Origin of the sequence: Streptomyces sp. CB01881 (assembly GCF_002953255.1) — a bacterium.
Lineage (GTDB): Bacteria > Actinomycetota > Actinomycetes > Streptomycetales > Streptomycetaceae > Kitasatospora.
This window is the reverse complement of the sequence record NZ_CP026498.1, coordinates 6,278,813-6,296,948: the sequence shown is the minus strand read 5'-3', so window position 1 is coordinate 6,296,948 and position 18,136 is coordinate 6,278,813. Positions and strand designations below refer to the sequence as shown.

General features: G+C 75.0%; 7 protein-coding genes. 6 read left to right on the top strand and 1 reads right to left on the bottom strand.

Annotation, left to right across the window (positions count from 1 at the left end; translation table 11 throughout):
* Positions 1-1,118: beta-ketoacyl reductase (locus C2142_RS39920; RefSeq protein ID WP_241002632.1), on the top strand; the 1,118-nt coding region annotated here is incomplete at its 5' end.
* Between the two features lie 19 nt (positions 1,119-1,137).
* Entirely contained in the window at positions 1,138-11,628 is a 10,491-nt protein-coding gene (locus tag C2142_RS17260; protein ID WP_148643468.1) for a type I polyketide synthase, read from the top strand.
* 605 nt (positions 11,629-12,233) lie between these two features.
* Here the strand turns inward: C2142_RS17260 and C2142_RS17255 are convergent.
* The gene (locus C2142_RS17255) at positions 12,234-14,081 is read right to left on the bottom strand and encodes an MFS transporter (RefSeq protein WP_241002631.1); all 1,848 of its coding nucleotides are present in this window, start codon (positions 14,079-14,081) and stop codon (positions 12,234-12,236) included.
* Positions 14,082-14,193: 112 nt separating this feature from the next.
* Between C2142_RS17255 and C2142_RS17250 the strand changes: the two genes are divergently transcribed.
* The 4 genes from C2142_RS17250 (at position 14,194) to C2142_RS17235 (ending at position 18,061) form a co-directional block, all read left to right on the top strand.
* Positions 14,194-14,820, top strand: a complete 627-nt coding sequence (locus C2142_RS17250) for a TetR/AcrR family transcriptional regulator (RefSeq protein WP_148643467.1) — start codon at positions 14,194-14,196, stop codon at positions 14,818-14,820.
* A 191-nt stretch (positions 14,821-15,011) separates the two neighbouring features.
* Entirely contained in the window at positions 15,012-15,353 is a 342-nt protein-coding gene (locus C2142_RS17245; RefSeq protein WP_148643466.1) for a hypothetical protein, read from the top strand.
* 381 nt (positions 15,354-15,734) lie between these two features.
* Positions 15,735-17,498: an LCP family protein gene (locus C2142_RS17240; RefSeq protein WP_148643465.1), complete on the top strand. Its 1,764-nt coding sequence runs from the start codon at positions 15,735-15,737 to the stop codon at positions 17,496-17,498.
* Positions 17,499-17,614: 116 nt separating this feature from the next.
* Positions 17,615-18,061, top strand: coding sequence for an SRPBCC domain-containing protein (locus C2142_RS17235; protein ID WP_148643464.1), 447 nt, complete (start codon positions 17,615-17,617; stop codon positions 18,059-18,061).
* Positions 18,062-18,136: the final 75 nt, after the last annotated feature.

The window sequence follows — 18,136 nt, the reverse complement described above, 5'->3', positions numbered from 1 at the left end:
CGCAGGAGCGTCCGCTGGCCGGGGTGGTGCACACGGCCGGTGTGGTGGACGACGGCACGATCGGCTCGCTGACCGCGGAGCGGGTGGACGCGGTGCTGCGGCCGAAGGCCGACGCCGCCTGGCACCTGCACGAGCTGACCCGGGACCTCCCGTTGCGCGCGTTCGTCCTGTTCTCGTCGGTGGCGGGCACGCTGGACGGCGCCGGCCAGGGCAACTACGCCGCGGCCAACGCCTACCTCGACGCCCTCGCCCGCCATCGCTGGCTGGACGGCCTGCCGGCCCTCTCGCTGGCCTGGGGTCTCTGGGACACCGGCACCGGCATGGGCGGCAACCTCAGCCGCACCGACGTCCAGCGGATCAACTCCTCCGGCGTGGTGGGCCTCTCGGCGCAGGAGAGCCTCGCCCTGTTCGACGCCTCGGTGGGCGCCGACGAGGCGGTGCTGCTGCCCGTCAAGCTGGACCCGGCGGGCCTGCGGGCCCGCACCGGCGGGGTCCCCGCCATGCTGCGCACCCTGGTCCCGACGGCCGAGCCCCGCGCGCCCCGGGCGGCGAAGGCCGGTCCGGCCGCCGCGCCCGCGGCGGACGAGAGCCTGGAGTCCCAGCTCGCCGGCCTCTCGCAGGACGAACAGCTCCACCTGCTCCAGAACCTGATCTGCGCGCACGTGGCCGCCGTCCTGGGCCACACCAACGCCGCCACGGTGGACCCGGCGCGCTCCTTCCAGGAGGTCGGCTTCGACTCGCTCACGGCCGTCGAACTGCGCAACCGGCTCAACAAGGCCACCGGGCAGCGACTGCCCGCGACGCTGATCTTCGACTACCCGAGCCCGGTGGCGCTCTCGAAGTACCTGCTCACCGAACTGCTCCCGGACATCCCCGAGGTGGCGGCCGGCTCCGGCACGGAGCCGGACGAGGAGGCCTTCCGCCAGGCGATCGGCACCCTCTCGCTCGCCCGTGTCCGGGAGGCCGGGCTGCTCGACTCGCTGCTCGCGCTCGCCGCCCCCGGCGGGACCGCGCAGCAGCAGGACGACACCGCGCAGGCGGACCAGAGCGAATCGATCATGGCGATGGACGTCGAGGCCCTGTTGGCCGAGGCGGCCCGGCGCAGCGACTCCGAGTGACCGAGGAAGGCATAGGACTGTGAGTACTTCTGTCGAGCAGATAGCCGACGCGCTGCGCAAGTCGTTGCTGGAGAACGAGCGGCTGCGCCGGCGGCACGACCAGGTCACCGCCGCGGCGCAGGAGCCGATCGCCATCGTCGGGATGAGCTGCCGCTTCCCCGGCGGGGTCGAGAACGCGGACGACCTGTGGCGGCTGGTGGCCGAGGGCCGGGACGCCGTCACCGGGTTCCCCGAGGACCGGGGCTGGGACCTCGAAGGCGTCTTCGACACCGACGCCTCGCGGTCGGGCAAGACGTACGCCAAGGAGGGCGGGTTCCTGCACGACGCCCCGCTGTTCGACGCGCCGTTCTTCAGCATGAGCCCGCACGAGGCGTCCGCCACGGACCCGCAGCAGCGGATGGTGCTGGAGGCGTCCTGGGAGGCCTTCGAGCACGCCGGGATCGACGTGCACACGCTGCGCGGCAGCCAGACCTCGGTGTTCGTCGGCGTCATGGCCGCCGACTACCACGCGCGGCCCGGCACGGTCGCCGAGGGCGCGGAGGGCTTCCTGGTCGTCGGCACCGACAGCAGCGTCGTGTCGGGGCGGGTGTCGTACAGCCTGGGCCTGGAGGGCCAGGCCATCTCGATCGACACCGCATGCTCGTCCTCCCTGGTGGCGGTCCACCTGGCGGCCCAGTCGCTGCGGCAGGGCACCTCCACGCTGGCCCTGGCCGGCGGTGTGACGGTGATGTCGACGCCGCGCACGTTCGTCGAGTTCAGCCGCCAGCGCGGCCTCGCGCCCGACGGGCGCTGCAAGTCCTTCGCCGAGGCCGCCGACGGCACCGGCTGGTCGGAGGGCGTGGGCATGCTCGTCCTGGAGCGCCTCTCCGACGCGCGCCGCAACGGGCACCGGGTGCTGGCCGTGGTGCGCGGCTCCGCCCTCAACCAGGACGGCGCCAGCAACGGTCTCACCGCACCCAACGGCCCCTCCCAGCAGCGCGTCATCCGCGCCGCGCTCGCCAACGCCCGGCTCTCCGCGGCCGAGGTCGACGTGGTGGAGGCGCACGGCACCGGCACCCGCCTCGGCGACCCGATCGAGGCGCAGGCACTGCTCGCCACCTACGGCCGGGAGCGGCCGCAGGGGCAGCCGCTCTGGCTCGGCTCGATCAAGTCCAACATGGGCCACACCCAGGCGGCGGCGGGCGCCGCGGGCATCATCAAGATGGTCCAGGCGATGCGCCACGGCGTGCTGCCGAAGACCCTGCACGTGGACGCGCCGACCTCCCAGGTGGAGTGGGAGGCGGGCGCCGTCGAGCTGCTGGCCGAGCCCCGGCCGTGGGAGAAGGCGGACGGTGAGCTCCGCCGGGCCGGAATCTCGTCCTTCGGCATCAGCGGCACCAACGCGCACGTGATCATCGAGGAGGCGCCGGCCGAGGAGGACGCCGCCGTCCAGGACACCCCGGCCCGCGGCGACGCGGGGGACACCGGCACCGACGAGCCCCGGGCCTGGACGGCCGACGGCTCCGCCGCGCTGCCGTTCGTGCTCTCCGCCCGGGACGAACCCGCCCTCCGCGCCCAGGCGGAGCGCCTCCTGCGCCACCTGGAGGAGACGGCCGACGCCCGCGCCCTGCCGGACACCGCCCACTCCCTGGCCCTGTCCCGCGCGGCCCTCGAACACCGGGCCGTGCTGACCGCCGCCGACGACGCGGACCTGCGCGCCGGCCTGCGCGCCCTCGCCGACGGCGAGGAGTCCGCGGCCCTGACTCGCGGCGTGGCGGGCCGGGAACCCCGCACCGTCCTCGTCCTGCCCGACCACGCCGGCGCCCCCGGCGCCGGGCCCGCCGCCTGGGCGCCGGTCGCCCGCGCGCTGGCCGCCGCCTCCCCGCTCTTCGCCGAGCGGCTGCGGACGGTGGCCGCCGCGCTGCGCACCCACACCGGCTGGGACCTCACCGCGGTGGTCGCGGGAGCGCAGACGGCGCCGACCCCGGACCGGCCCGACGTCGCGCGGGCCGGCGCCTACGCCGTCCAGGTCGCGCTCGCCGCCCTGTGGCGCGCGCACGGCCTGCGCCCCACCGCCGTGGTCGGCCACGGCAGCGGCGCGATCGCCGCCGCCCAGCTGGCCGGTGCGCTCGCACCGGAGGAGGCCGCGCGGCTCGCCGCGGACGCCACCGCCGAGCCGCCGGCCGCGGCCGGCGGCTCGGCCGCCGTCCAGCTCCACCTCACCCGGACGGACGAGGAGTTCGCCCGGGCGGTACGGACCCTGGTGGAGAACGGCCACACGCTCTTCGTCGACGCCGGCCCGGCCCCCCTGCCGGCCGACACCGTCCTGGCGGCGGCCACCGCCGACGTCCCCACCGCCGTGATCGCCCCGCCGGGGCAGGGCGCCCCCGTCGAGGACTTCACCGGGGCGCTCGGCCGGGCACACACCCTGGGCGTCCCGGTGGACTGGCAGGCGTTCCACGCCGGCCGCGGCGCCCGCCGGGTGGACCTGCCGACCTACGCCTTCCAGCACGAGCGCTACTGGCCCGAGTCCGTGGCCGACGCCGGCGACCCGGCCGCGCTCGGCCTGGCGGCGGCCGACCACCCGCTGCTCGGCGCCACCGTCGCCATCGCCGGCGCCGACGAGGCGCTGCTCACCGGGCTGCTCGGTCTGGAGACCCAGCCGTGGCTCGCCGACCACGCCGCGGGCGGCACGGTGCTGCTGCCCGGCACCGCGTTCGTCGAGATGGCGATCCGGGCCGGCGACCAGGTCGGCTACGGCCTGCTGGACGAACTGACCCTGACCGCGCCGCTGGTCCTGCCCCCGCGCGGCGGCGTGCAGCTCCAGGTGTCCGTCGGCGCCCCCGGCGAGGGCGGCGGCCGGCCCGTCCGCATCCACGCCCGCCCCGACGACCGGTCGGCCGACGGCGCCGCGGGCGAGCGCCCCTGGACCGTCCACGCCACCGGCACGCTGCTGCCGGGCCAGGGCGGGCCGTCCTTCGACCTGACCGCCTGGCCGCCGAAGGGCGCCGTCGAGATCGACGTGTCGGACGCCTACCAGCGGATGACCGCGCAGGGCTACGGCTACGGGCCCGCCTTCCAGGGGCTGCGGGCCGCCTGGCGGCGCGGCGACGACGTCTTCGCCGAGGTCGCCCTGCCCGAGGACGTGCGGGAGCAGGCCACCCGCTTCGGCCTGCACCCCGCGCTGCTCGACGCGGCCCTGCACGCCGCGGGCCAGGGCGCCGAGGCGGCGGACACCGCGCTGCGTCTCCCCTTCGCCTGGAGCGGCGTGCGCCTGCACGCCACCGGGGCGTCCGCGCTGCGGGTCCGCCTCACGGCCCGGGGCACGGACGCGCTCTCGCTGGAGCTCGCCGACCCGAGCGGCGCGCCCGTCGCCTCCGTCGACTCCCTCGCCCTGCGCGTCGTCACCCCCGAGCAGCTCTCCGCCGCCCCGGCCGCCGCGCACGACGCGCTGTTCCGGCTGGACCGGACGCAGCTCGCGGTGGATGCGGCTGTGGTGCGGGAGGGTCGTTGGGTGGCGTTGGGCGCAGGGGTGTCCGGTGTGGATCCGGTTGCGGACCTCGGGTCCGCGGCGGGTGCGGACGTGGTGGTGCTGCCGGTGGGCGACGGTGACGTGCGGGAGGCCGTCAACCGTGTCCTGGCGACGCTCCAGTCCTGGCTGGCCGACGACCGCTTCGAGGCCTCGAAGCTGGTCGTGCTGACGCAGGCCGGTTCGCCGGCCGGCGGCGCCGTGGCCGGTCTGGTGCGCTCCGCGCAGGCCGAGGAGCCCGGTCGGTTCGTCCTGGTCGAGCCGACCGACGGTGACACCTCCCTGCTGCCCGCCGCCGTCGTCTCCGGCGAGCCCGAACTCGCGCTGTGCGACGGCGCGGTGTTCGCTCCGCGCGTGGTCCGCGCCGAGACCGGTACCGGCTCGCCGTTCGACGGCACCGGAACCGTGCTCGTCACCGGCGGCACCGGCGGCCTCGGCGCCGTCATCGCCCGCCACCTGGTCACCGCACACGGCGTCCGCCACCTCGTACTGGTCAGCCGCCGCGGCGGCAGTGCCCCCGGCGCGAGCGGCCTGCGCGACGAACTCCTCACCCTGGGCGCCGAATCCGTCCGGCTGGAAGCCGCCGACGTCGCCGAGCGTGAGGCCCTGGCCGCCGTCCTCGACCGCATCGGCGAGGCCCACCCGCTGAGCGCCGTCATCCACACCGCCGGCATCGTCGACGACGGAACCATCACCTCGCTCACCCCGGAGCGGGTGGACGCGGTGCTGCGGCCGAAGGCCGACGCGGCCCGGCACCTGCACGAGCTGACCCGGGACCTCGACCTCAAGGCCTTCGTCCTGTTCTCCTCCATCGCGGGCACGCTGGACGGCGCCGGCCAGGGCAACTACGCCGCGGCCAACGCCTACCTCGACGCCCTCGCCCGCGCGCGCCGGTCGGAGGGCCTGCCGGCCCTCTCGCTGGCCTGGGGTCTCTGGGACACCGGCACCGGCATGGGCGGCAACCTCTCCCAGGCCGACATCGACCGCATCGCCGCGGCGGGCGTCCTCGCGCTCGGCGAGGACGAGGGCGTGGCGCTCTTCGACGCGGCGCTGTCGTCCGACGAGCCGGTGCTGCTTCCGGTCCACTGGGACTTCGCCGCCGTCCGGCGCTCGGCCGAGCCGGTCCCGGCGATGCTGCGCGGCCTGGTCCCCGTGGCCACCCGCCGGGCCGCCGCCGGAGCCGACGCGTCCGACGGCCTGCGCGGCCGGCTGCTCCGCCTGGCGGCGGACGAGCGGGACGCCTTCCTGCTCGACCTGGTCCGCGCCGAGGTCGCGGGCGTGCTCGGCCACGGCGGCAAGGACGCCGTGGAGCCGCAGCGCGCCTTCAAGGAGCTCGGCTTCGACTCCCTCGCGGCCGTCAGCCTGCGCAACCGGCTCAACCAGGAGACCGGCCTGCGGCTGCCCGCCACCCTGGTCTTCGACTACCCGGCCTCCGACGTCCTGGCCCGTTTCCTGCGGGACGAACTCGTCGGCACCGAGGAGGAGTCCGGCTCCGAGGCCGCCCCGGCGGTGGTGCTGAACGACGACGAGCCGATCGCGATCGTCGGCATGAGCTGCCGGTTCCCCGGCGACGTCCGTTCGCCCGAGGAGCTCTGGGAGCTGCTGGCCGCCGGCCGCGACGGCATCGGCGGATTCCCCGAGAACCGCGGCTGGGACACCGACGCCATCTACGACCCCGAGCCGGGAAAGCCGGGCAGGACCATCAGCCGCGAGGGCGGCTTCCTCTACGACGCGGCCGACTTCGACGCCGAGTTCTTCGGCATCAGCCCGCGTGAGGCGCTGGCCCTCGACCCGCAGCAGCGGCTGCTGCTGGAGGCGTCCTGGGAGGCGATCGAGCGGGCCGGGGTCGACCCGGCCTCGCTCAAGGGCAGCCGGACCGGCGTCTTCGCCGGCGTGATGTACCACGACTACGCCACCCGTCTCGGCGCCGTCCCCGAGGACGTCAGCGGCTACCTCGGCAACGGCAGCCTGGGCAGCGTGGTCTCCGGCCGGGTCTCCTACAGCCTGGGCCTGGAGGGCCCGGCGGTCTCCGTCGACACCGCCTGCTCCTCCTCGCTGGTCGCCCTGCACTGGGCGATCCAGGCGCTGCGCCGGGGCGAGTGCGACCTCGCGCTGGCGGGCGGTGTCACCGTGATGGCGACCCCGGACACGTTCATCGACTTCACGCGCCAGCGCGGCCTCGCCGCGAACGGCCGGTGCAAGCCGTTCGCCGAGGCGGCCGACGGCACCGGCTGGGGCGAGGGCGTCGGCGTGCTCCTGGTGGAGCGGCTCTCCGCCGCCCGGCGCAACGGCCACCCCGTCCTCGCGGTGGTGCGGGGCTCGGCGGTGAACCAGGACGGTGCGAGCAACGGCCTGACGGCGCCGAACGGCCCGTCGCAGCAGCGGGTGATCCGGGCGGCGCTGGCCGACGCGGGTCTGACGACCACGGACGTGGACGCCGTCGAGGCGCACGGCACGGGCACCACGCTGGGCGACCCGATCGAGGCGCAGGCGCTGATCGCCACCTACGGCCAGGGCCGCCCCGAGGGCAGCCCGCTCTGGCTGGGTTCGGTGAAGTCGAACCTGGGCCACACCCAGGCCGCCGCCGGCGTCGCCGGGATCATCAAGATGGTGCAGGCGATGCGCCACGAGGTGCTGCCGAAGACGCTGCACGTGGACGCGCCGTCCTCGCACGTGGACTGGACGGCGGGCGACGTCGAGCTGCTCGCCGAGGCCCGGCCGTGGGAGCGGAAGGACGGCGTGCCGCGCCGTGCGGGCGTCTCCTCGTTCGGCATCAGCGGCACCAACGCCCACGTGATCCTGGAGGAGGCCCCGGCCGAGGAGGCCGGGGCCACCGAGGGGCAGTGGCCCGACGGTGCACCGGTGCCGCTCGCGGTCTCCGGCCGTACCGAGGAGGCGCTGCGGGCCCAGGCCGAGCGGCTCTGGGCGTTCGTCGCCGCCAACCCCTCGCGGCTGCTGGACCTCGGCTACTCCTCCCTGACCTCGCGCACCACGCACGCCCACCGCGCGGTGGTGCTGGGTTCGACGCGGGCGGAGGTGCTGGCGGGCCTGGCCGCGGTGGGCGAGGGCAAGCCCTCGGACCTGGCGGTCAGGGGCCGGACCGGTGGTGGCCGGACGGCGTTCCTGTTCACCGGCCAGGGCGCGCAGCGCGTCGGCATGGGGCGTGAACTCGCCGGTGTGTTCCCGGTGTTCGCGTCCGCGCTGGACGAGGCGTGTGCGCTGCTGGACGCCGAGCTGGGTGTCTCGCTGCGCGGGGTGATCGCGGGCGAGGCCTTTTCGCTGGACGACACGGTCTACACCCAGTCGGCGTTGTTCGCCGTCGAGGTGGCACTGTTCCGCCTCGTCGAGTCGCTCGGTGTGCGGGCGGACTTCCTGGCCGGGCACTCGGTCGGTGAGATCGCGGCCGCGCACGTGGCCGGGGTGCTGTCGCTGGCCGACGCGTGCAAGCTGGTGGCGGCGCGGGGCCGGCTGATGCAGGCGCTGCCGGCCGGCGGCGTGATGGTCGCCGTCCGGGCGTCCGAGGCCGATGTGCTGCCGCTGCTGAAGGGCCATGAGGCCGAGGCGGGCATCGCGGCGGTCAACGGGCCTTCCTCGGTGGTGGTTTCGGGCGCCGAGAAGGCGGTCCGCAAGGTCATGGAGAAGCTGGAGGCGGCGGGCGCCGGCGTCAAGCAGCTGACGGTGTCGCACGCGTTCCACTCGCCGCTGATGGAGCCGATGCTGGAGGAGTTCCGGGCCGTGGTCCGGGGCCTGTCCTTCGCCGAGCCCAAGGTCGCCGTCGTCTCCAACGTCACCGGCCGCATCGCCGCCGGCGATGACCTGCGCGACCCCGAGTACTGGGTGCGCCACGTCCGCCAGGCCGTGCGCTTCGCCGACGGCATCCGCTCCCTCGAAGAGGCGGGCGTGACCCGCTTCCTGGAGCTGGGCCCGGACGGGGTCCTCACCGGCATGGCCCAGGCCTGCCTGGCCGAGCCCGACGACGCCCTGCTCGTGCCCGCCCTGCGCAAGGGCCGTGACGAGGTCCGCACCTTCCTCGCCGCCGTCGCGGACGCCTACGTCAGCGGCTGGGGGCTCGACGGCGAAGGCCTCTTCCAGGGGTCCGGCGCCCGCCGCACCGACCTGCCGACGTACGCCTTCCAGCACGAGCGCTACTGGCTCGACGCGGCGCCCGCCGCGGTGGACGCCTCCGCCCTCGGCCTGCGGCCCACCGCGCACCCGCTGCTCGGTGCCGCCGTCGAACTCCCCGACTCCGACGGGGTGGTGCTCACCGGCCGGCTCTCCGTGGCCGCGCAGCCCTGGCTCGCCGACCACGCCGTGGCCGGCACCGTCCTGCTGCCGGGCGCCGCGTTCGTGGAGCTGGCCGTCCGGGCCGGTGACCAGGTCGGCTCCGGCCGCCTGGAGGAGCTGACGCTGACCGCCCCGCTGGTCCTGCCCGAACAGGGCGCGGTCCAGGTCCAGGTGGCCGTCGGCGCGCCGGACGAGGACGGGCAGCGGCCGGTCCGCGTGCACGCGCGGCCCGAGGGCGCCGGCCCGGACGGCGAGTGGACCGTCCACGCGAGCGGCGTCCTGCTGCCCGGCGACCAGCCGGCCGAGGAGGGCGCGGACCTGACGGTCTGGCCGCCCGCCGGGGCCGAGGAGCTCCCCGTGGCGGACGCCTACGACGAACTGGCCGGGCAGGGCTACGGCTACGGCCCGGTCTTCCAGGGCCTGCGCAGGGCCTGGCGCAGCGGAGACGACGTCTTCGCGGAGGTGGAACTGCCCGAGCAGGCCCACGCGGACGGTGCGGCCTTCGGCCTGCACCCGGCCCTGCTCGACGCGGCCCTGCACGCCACGCTGCTGCCGGGTGCCGCCGTGGACGACGACGATCCGGCCTCGGGCCCGCGGCTCCCGTTCTCGTGGAACGGCGTGACGCTGTTCTCGGCGGGTGCCACGGCGCTGCGGGTCCGGCTGCGGGTCTCCGGGCCCGAGGTGGTCGCCGTCGACGCCGCCGACCCGTCCGGTGCGCCGGTCGTCTCGGTGCGCTCCCTGGTGGCGCGCGCCGTTCCGGCCGAGCAGCTCGCCCCGGCCGGGGACGCCGCCGGCGCGATGTACCGGATCTCGTGGCGGACGGCCGCCGCCCCCGCCACCGTCCCGGACGTCCGCTGGGCCGTCCTCGGCGCCGGCGAGCCCGATGCCGGGGCGCTCGGTGCCGGTGCCGGGGTCTGGGCCGACGCCGCCGGGCTGATCCGGGCGCTGGACGAGGGCGCCACCGCGCCCGAGGTGATCGTCGTGCACGACCCGGCCACCGCTGCCGGCGAGCCGCGGGCCGTCGTCCGTCGCACCGCCGGGCTGCTCGGCCGGCTCCTCGCCGACGACCGGCTCGACGGCGCCCGCCTGGTCGTCCTCACCGGGGGCGCGGTCGCCGCCGCCGCCGGGGACGCCGTGCCGGACCTCGCCCACGCACCGCTGTGGGGCCTGCTGCGCTCGGTCCAGGAGGAGTACCCGGAGCGGCTGACCATCGTCGACGCCGACCCGGCGGACGGCTTCGGGCCGCTGCCCGCGGCCGTGGCCCTCGGCGCACCGGAGGTGGCGGTCCGCGACGGCTCGCTGCTGGTCCCGCGACTGGTCCGGGCGGAACCGCCGGCGGCCGACGCGGCCACGGGTGACTCCGAGCCGGCCTTCGACCCCGACGGGACGGTGCTGATCACCGGTGGCACCGGCGGCCTGGGCACCGTCCTGGCCCGCCACCTGGTCTCCGGGTACGGCGTGCGGCACCTGCTGCTGCTCAGCCGGCGCGGGGAGCGGGCGGCCGGGGTCCCGGCGCTCCGTGACGAACTGCTGGAGCTGGGCGCCAAGAGCGTCACCGTCCGGGCCTGCGACGTCACCGACCGGGCGGCCCTGGCCGAGGTGCTGGACGCCGTCCCCGACGCGCACCCGCTGTCCGGGGTCCTGCACACGGCGGGCGTCCTGGACGACGGCACCTTCGCGTCCCTGACGCCGGAGCGCTACGACGCGGTGCTGCGGCCCAAGCTCGACGCCGCCGCCCTCCTGGACGAGCTGACGGCCGGTCACCCGGTCCGCACGTTCGTCCTCTTCTCCTCGCTGGCCGGCACCGTCGGCAGCGCCGGCCAGGCCAACTACGCCGCGGCCAACGCCTACCTGGACGCCCTGGCGCAGCACCGCAGGGCGGCCGGCCGCCCCGCGGTCTCGCTGGCCTGGGGCCTGTGGGAGTCGGGCGACGGCATGGGCGAGGGCCTGGGCGAGACCGACCGGGCGCGGATGTCGCGCTCGGGGGTCACCGCGCTCCCGGTGGCGGAGGGCCTCGCGCTCTTCGACGCGGCCCTGCGCTCCGACGACGCCGTGCTGCTCCCGGTCCGCCTCGACAGCACCCCGATCCGGGCGCGGGCCGCGGCGGAGGGCGTTCCGCACCTGCTGCGCGAACTGGTCCGGGTGCCGGTGCGGCGCGACCGCCGGGCGGCCGGGAGCGGCCGGCAGGGCGGCGCGGAGGGCCTCGTCCAGCGGCTGTCGGCCCTCGACGGGGAGGAGCAGCTCGCGCTGCTGCTCACCCTGGTCCGGACGCACGTCGCCGCGGTCCTCGGCCACGCGGGCCCGGAGGCGGTCGACGCCGAACGCGGCTTCTCCGAGCTGGGCTTCGACTCGCTGGCCGCGGTCGAACTCCGCAACCGCCTCGGGTCGGCCTGCGGGGTGCGGCTCCCGTCCACGCTGATCTACGACCAGCCGACCTCGGCCGCCGTCGCCGCTTACCTCCGTGGCGAACTGGTCGGGACGGCCGGCGCGCCCAGCCTGGAGGACGAGCTGGCCCGCCTGGAAGCCGTGCTCGGCGCCGCCACCCCCGACGGCGCCGAGCACTCCCGGATCGCCGCCCGCCTGCGGGCGCTGAGCGCCCGTTGGGCCGACGGTCCGGGGGCCGAGGAGAACGGGACGGAGCCCGCCGCGGAGGCCGCACTCGAAGCAGCCTCCGCCGAGGACCTGTTCGACATCCTCGACAACGAACTGGGCGTCTGACCGGGCGCCCTGCCGACCGAACCACCCGGGGAGATCGCGGGGGCCGCCGGCCCCGGCGGGAACCATGAGGACCAGCCTCCCCGAGGCCGGGCCGGGCCGTCGCCCCCCACCGACGGTCCGCCCCGGCCGGGCCCGTGCCGCCGGAGCCTTCCCCTGGCTCCGGCGGCACGGGCCTTTTCGCGCGCCCGGGCCCGGCTGCCCGGCCGGGGGAGGGAGTCCGGCCGGGGAGGGTGTCCGTCGCGGCCGGCCGTCCTCTCTGTCCGTCCCCTTCCACCCGGCCCTCCCGGACGGGCCGTCGCCGCGGGGACGCTGCGTGGCCGGCCACCGCGCTCCACCGGGCGGCCCCACCGTGCGCCCGCCGTCCCGCCGCCTCGCCGTAGGACAGCCCCGAGGCCCCGAGGCCCCGAGGCCTGGATGTCTGGAGCCCCGCCCCGGCCACCCCGCCCCCGGACATCCCAGGGGCCCGCGGCCCCGGAGTCCCGCAGCCTCGGAGCGCGGGAAGCCCCCGTCCCCCTCGCACCCCGCCCCCCAATAACAAGAAGCGTGTGCCGGACCAGGTTTCCCGGTCCGGCACACGCTTCGGTTGCCGCTGTCGTGCCGTTCACTCACCGCCGTTCGAAGGGGTTCTCCTCACCTCCCCGGCGGTGCCGCGCCCGGCTCAGGTCCGTGGCGCCGAAGGAGTCACCGGTGTCGTAGGAGTCCCCGGTGCCGTAGGAGTCACCGGCGCCGTGGGTGCTCGGGGCGCCGTACCGGCCGGGACGGTCCTGGCCGCCGAAGAAGTCGGTCTCCTTCGACGCCCGGTACCCGGTGGACCGGTCCTGGGAGGTGGCGTAGGTGTCGTAGCCGTACGGGTTCTGCGCCCCCTGGAAGGCGTGGACCGGCTGCGGCTCGGGCTCGTGCTGCACCGGGGCCTCGGTGGCCGCCGGCTCGTCGGACTTGGTCGGGATGGTCACCTTGCGCAGCAGCGTGAAGGCCAGCAGGGCCATCAGGACCAGCAGTCCGGCCGCGGTGAACATCGCCGTCTGGAGGCCGTGGGTGAAGGAGGTGCGGGCCGCGTCGGCGAGCGCCTCGCCCAGGTCCTTCGGCATCCGGGTGGTGACGTCGAGGGCGGTGCCGAGCGTGTCGCGGGCCGATTCGAGCGTCGCCGGGGCGATCCCCCCGGGGGCCTTGTCGGCGAGGTCCGAGCGGTACACGGCGGTGCCGACGCTGCCGAGGATGGAGATGCCGAGCGCCCCGCCGAACTCGGTGGCGATCTGGGAGAGGCCGGACACCGTGCCCGCCTTCTCCGGCGGCGCGGTGGAGATGATCATGTCGGAGGAGATGGTCAGGACGAGCGTGATGCCACCGGCCATGCCCGCGGTGCCGGCGACCAGTGCGGCGATGCCGGTGCCGCCGTCGACCTGGCCGAGGATCGTGAAGCCGACCGCACCGATCAGCAGTCCGATGCCGACGACGAAGGCGGGTCGCACCCGGCGGACGAGGAGCGGTGCCAGCGAGGCGGCGGTCATCGCGGCGCCGGCCGCGGGGAGGGCGTACAGACCGGCGACGAAGGGCCGCACGCCGGCCACCATCTGGAGGTACTGGGTGGTGAAGAGGCTGGAGCCGACCATCGAGAAGACGCCGAGCGTGTTGGCGGCGATCGACGCGGTGAAGGCGCGGCTGCGGAAGAGCTTGGTGTCCAGCATGGGCTCGGCGAGCATCCGCTGGCGGCGGAGGAAGACGTAACCGACCGTCAGGCCGATCACGATGGTGGCGATCGGCAGGGCGCTCACACCCTCACCGGCCATGTGCTGCACGCCGTAGATGGTGGGGAGCAGCGCGGCCAGCGAGAGGAACGAGCTGGTGAAGTCGAACTTGCCGGGGTTCGAGTCCTTGGACTCGGGGAGCATGAGCGGCGCGAGCACGACGAGCACCGCCATGACCGGGAGGTTCACCAGGAAGACGGCGCCCCACCAGAACTTCTCCAGGATCGCACCGCCCATGAGTGGTCCGAGCATGGCGCCGCCGGCGAACGCCCCGGTCCAGACGGCGATGGCGGTCCGGCGCTGCTCCGCGTTGTGGAACATGTTGCGGATCAGCGAGAGCGTCGAGGGCATCAGCGTCGCGCCACCGACGCCGAGCAGCGCCCGGGTCAGGATGAGCATTTCCGCGCTGCTGGAGTAGGCGCCGAGGGCGGACGCGGTGCCGAAGGCGACCGCACCGAACATCAGCAGCTTCCGCCGGCCGATCCGGTCACCGAGCGTGCCCATCGTGAGCAGCAGCCCGGCCAGCATGAACGGGTAGATATCGATGATCCACAGCAGCTCCGAGCTGCTCGGTTCCAACGAGCTGCTGATCATGGGCAGCGCGTAGGACAGGACGTGCATGTCAAGGGAGACGAGCAGGACGGGAAGGACGAGGACGGCAAGGCCGATCCACGCCTTCCGGTCGGCACGTTGCGTGTCGGCGTTCATGGTTGAAGCATACGTACGTCCTAGATGCTTGTCTAGTACGCTCGTCTAAGATGTACGACCGTCTCTGACGAACGTATGTCGCAAACGGCTTTCCGTAGCTACGATGGGAATCGTGGGAAATCGTGAAGATCTGTTGGCTGGTGCCAAGAAATGCCTGCATGAGCGGGGTTACGCCCGGACCACCGCGCGCGACATCGTCGCCGCGTCGGGGGCCAACCTCGCTTCGATCGGGTACCACTTCGGCTCGAAGGAGGCGTTGCTCAGCGAGGCGGTGATCGAATCGTTCGAGGAGTGGGGTACCGAGCTCCGCAGAATCCTCGACGAGGCCACCGATCCCTCGATCGACACGGCCTGGCGGAGCGTCACGGAGTTCTTCGTCTCGCAGCGGCCGATGCTGCTCGCCAGCATCGAGGCGTTCGCCCAGGCCGACCGGGTGCCGGGACTGCGGGAACAGCTCGCCCGCGCCTACGAGCGGGCCCGGCTCGCCCTGGCGGCGCCGCTCGGGCTGGACGCGATCGGCGAGGGCGACGAGAAGACGATGCGGCTGGTGGGATCGTTCCACCTGGCGCTGGTCTCGGGTTTGGGCCTCCAGTGGCTGCTCGACCCGGAGGGGGCGCCGAACGGGGACGAGATCGCCCACGCCATGCGGGTGTTCGTCAACGCGGTCGACCATGCCGGGGCCGCCGTGGAGGGCGCCCCGACGGAAGGCGGAGTGCCGGCGGCCACGACCGCCGACTGAGCCGGCACGTCCGGCACCCCCTATGGGGCGTGGGGGGCTAACTCCACCCCTCATAGGGGGCTTTGGCAGGTTCTCGCGACTGCGGCCTCGCCCTAGCCTGGCACTGTTACCGACAGCGGTCGGCCGTGCGTGAGGAGCTACCGGTTCCGAAGGCCGGCTGCCGGGCACCGGCCAGCCAAGAGGAGCTTGCGTTGAGGGAGGACGAGGAGATGTGGACGCGGGTACGGCCCGTGTCCGGCGTGACCGGCTCCGTCGGGGCCGGGGGCACGCTCGAACTGCGCCGGGACGCCACCGGCGCGCGGTGGACCGGAGGGGCCTCCGCGGCGGCGATGTGGATCGCCCTGCAACAACACGGGTGGCGCCTCGACGCCACCGCGATCGACCTGGGCCGGGCCTGGGGGATGGACCCGTTGCTGGTGCGGGTGGCGCTCGGCCGGTGGGTGGACGAGCTCCTGGAGCAGGGCGTGGTCGAGGACGCCAGCGAGCCGTGCCTGCGCAACAACCCGCCCGGCGGCCTGTCCGAGCAGTCCTGACGCTTCGCCACCCCTCACCACCCCTCCCGCCCGACCCGCCGTTCACCTGCCGCGCACCCCTTCCCGGACGCGGGCCCGGCGTTGCACGGCCCCTTTCCGTCGGACGGTGTGAGGAGAGCGCCTCCCGGGCCCCGTACCCGCCGGCCTCCGGGCGGTGCCCGAGCCGCTCGGGCGGGCCGAGAAAATATGACCGGCTTGTATGCTCCGAACGGGGTTCCTGTGATCGCGGGGGCTCCGGAGGGGGTGCGGGGGCGGTCTCAGGGGGCGTTCGTCGGTCATTATGACCTTCGTATGTGCAACCCGGGGGCACTTCAGGCCGTCTCTCTCTGTGTAGCGCGCCCCTGAGGACGGGCGCCGCGTCCGCCGGTGAAAGGTACACGGATGTCAGGTCAGTGGGGCGAGGGCCCGGCTCGTGGTGACGACGCGCCCGGTGCGCTCACGACCGACGACGGCGACGGCGGGGTGCCGCAGCCACGGACCGGCGGGCGGGCCGAGGCCCGGCGCGCGGCCCAGGGGAAGGGCGCACCGGGCAAGGGCGGCGAGGCGGCCCCCGAGGCGTCGGCGGCCGGCGGGCGCGCGGCGGCCCGCAACAGCCGCAAGCCCAAGAAGAACGTGAAGAAGATCGTCGCCTGGTCGGCGGCCGGCGTGCTGGTGCTGATCGCCGGTGCGGGCGGCGCGATCTACTACAAGCTGAACGGCAACATCAAGTCCTTCGACGCGGACGCCATCGCCGCCGACCGCCCGCCGGAGGCGCAGGCCGACGCGGACGGCAACAAGCCGGTCAACGTGCTGCTGATCGGCTCCGACAGCCGGGGCAAGAACAACTCCGACCTCGGTGGCGGCGAGGACGGCGGCGCCCGCTCGGACACCACGATCCTGCTGCACGTCTACGCCGACCACAAGCACGCCGTCGGCATCTCGATCCCGCGCAACGCCAAGGTCCAGATCCCGCCGTGCAAGCTGCCGAACGGCAAGTGGACCAAGGGGTCGGCCAGCGAGCTCTTCAACGCCGCCTTCGCCACCGGCGAGACCGACGACGGCAACCCGGCCTGCACCCAGAACACCGTCGAGAAGCTCACCGGCATCCGGGTCGACCACACCATCGTGGTGGACTTCCAGGGCTTCTCCGCGATGACCAAGGCCGTCAACGGGGTGGAGATCTGCCTGCCGAAGCCGATCTACGAGGGTGACATCAACCCCAAGCTCCGCAAGAAGGGCGACCTCGTCCTGCCGCAGGGCAAGCAGAAGGTGGAGGGCCAGAAGGCGCTCGACTACGTCCGGCTGCGCCACGGCATCGGCGACGGCTCCGACATCGGCCGGATGAAGCGCCAGCAGGCCTTCCTCGGCTCGCTCGCCTCCAACATCAAGGGCCAGGGCCTCAACCCCACCACCCTGCTGCCGCTCGCGGACGCCGCCACCAAGTCGATGGTCGTCGACCCCGGTCTCAGCTCCGCCGACAAGCTGCTCTCCTTCGGCCTCTCGCTGAAGAACATCGACATGCACGACCTCAAGTTCGTGACGGTGCCCTGGCGCTTCCGCACCCAGGACCAGGACCTCGATATCATCGAGTCCGACGCCAAGAAGCTCTGGGACACGATCAAGGCCGACCGGACCATCGACGGCCAGAACGCCACCGGTGAGCAGCCGGCCGAGGCCACCGCGTCCGCCGCGCCGAGCGCGCCGGCCGCGACCACCACGGCGCCGCCCGCCCCCGACGCCGGCAACTCCGCCGTCAAGGTGGCCGTCTACAACGGGACCACCACCAGCGGGGTGGACGGCAAGGCCGCCGAGCTGCTCAAGGGGGCCAAGTTCAACGCCACCAAGGCGGGCCCCGCGGCCAGCACCAAGCACGCGAAGACGGTCGTCGAGTACGGCTCCGGCCAGAAGGCCAACGCCGACAAGGTCGCCGAGCTCTTCCCCGGCGCGACCGTCGAGGCCGGCTCCTCGCCGGGCGTCATCGTGGTCGTCGGCAAGGACTTCGCGGCCGCCAACGGCGGCGGCGCGGCCTCCGCGACCGGATCGGCCGCCGCCGGCGCGCCGTCCGCCCCGGCGGCGCCGGTCCCGCTGCCCACCAGCGTCACCGAGAACACCCGCTCGGCGGACGACGACATCTGCGCCGGCACCAGCTACGGGAGCGGCGGATAACGCACGGTAGCGGCCGGCCCGGCCGCTCCGGGCCCGGGATGTGCCGATCCCGGGCCCTGTGCCATGGTGGCCGGAGGGGGACCGATCGGGGGGCGCAGGCCCGAAAGGCGGACCCCATGGCCGAGATCGCCCTGCAGCTCGACATCGCCGCACCCCGCGACGTCGTCCTCGCCGCGCTCAACACCCACGACGGGCTGGCCGGCTGGTGGACCACCGAGGTGGCCCGCGAGGGGGACGTGCTGCTGTTCGACTTCCCCGGCGTCCCGGAGCCGTTCCGGCTGCGCCGCGAGCGGGCCGACCGGGACCGGGTGGTCTGGACGAACGTCGGCACCTTCCCCCCGCACTGGGCCGGCACCTGGATCAGCTGGGACCTCGCCGGGCAGCCCGAGGCGCCCGACCGGACCCGGCTGCTGTTCCGCCACGGCGGGTGGCAGCCCGGCACCGAGGACGGCGTGCCGATGGTGGCCGGCACCTGGGCCGAGCTGCTGGTCCGGCTCAAGGACTACGCCCAGAGCGGCAAGGTCCAGCCGTACTTCGTGAAGCCGGCGCCGCACGACTCCTAGGGCCCGCCCTCCCGGCCCGCCGGGCGTCCGTCACCCGCCCGTCGCCCGCCGGGCGCCGTCCGGTGGCGGGAAGAC

Coding starts and splice junctions, on each gene's coding strand:
- C2142_RS17255 (WP_241002631.1), bottom strand. CDS start 14,081: ATGAACGCCGACACGCAACGTGCCGACCGGAAGGCGTGGATCGGCCTT.
- C2142_RS17240 (WP_148643465.1), top strand. CDS start 15,735: ATGTCAGGTCAGTGGGGCGAGGGCCCGGCTCGTGGTGACGACGCGCCC.
- C2142_RS17235 (WP_148643464.1), top strand. CDS start 17,615: ATGGCCGAGATCGCCCTGCAGCTCGACATCGCCGCACCCCGCGACGTC.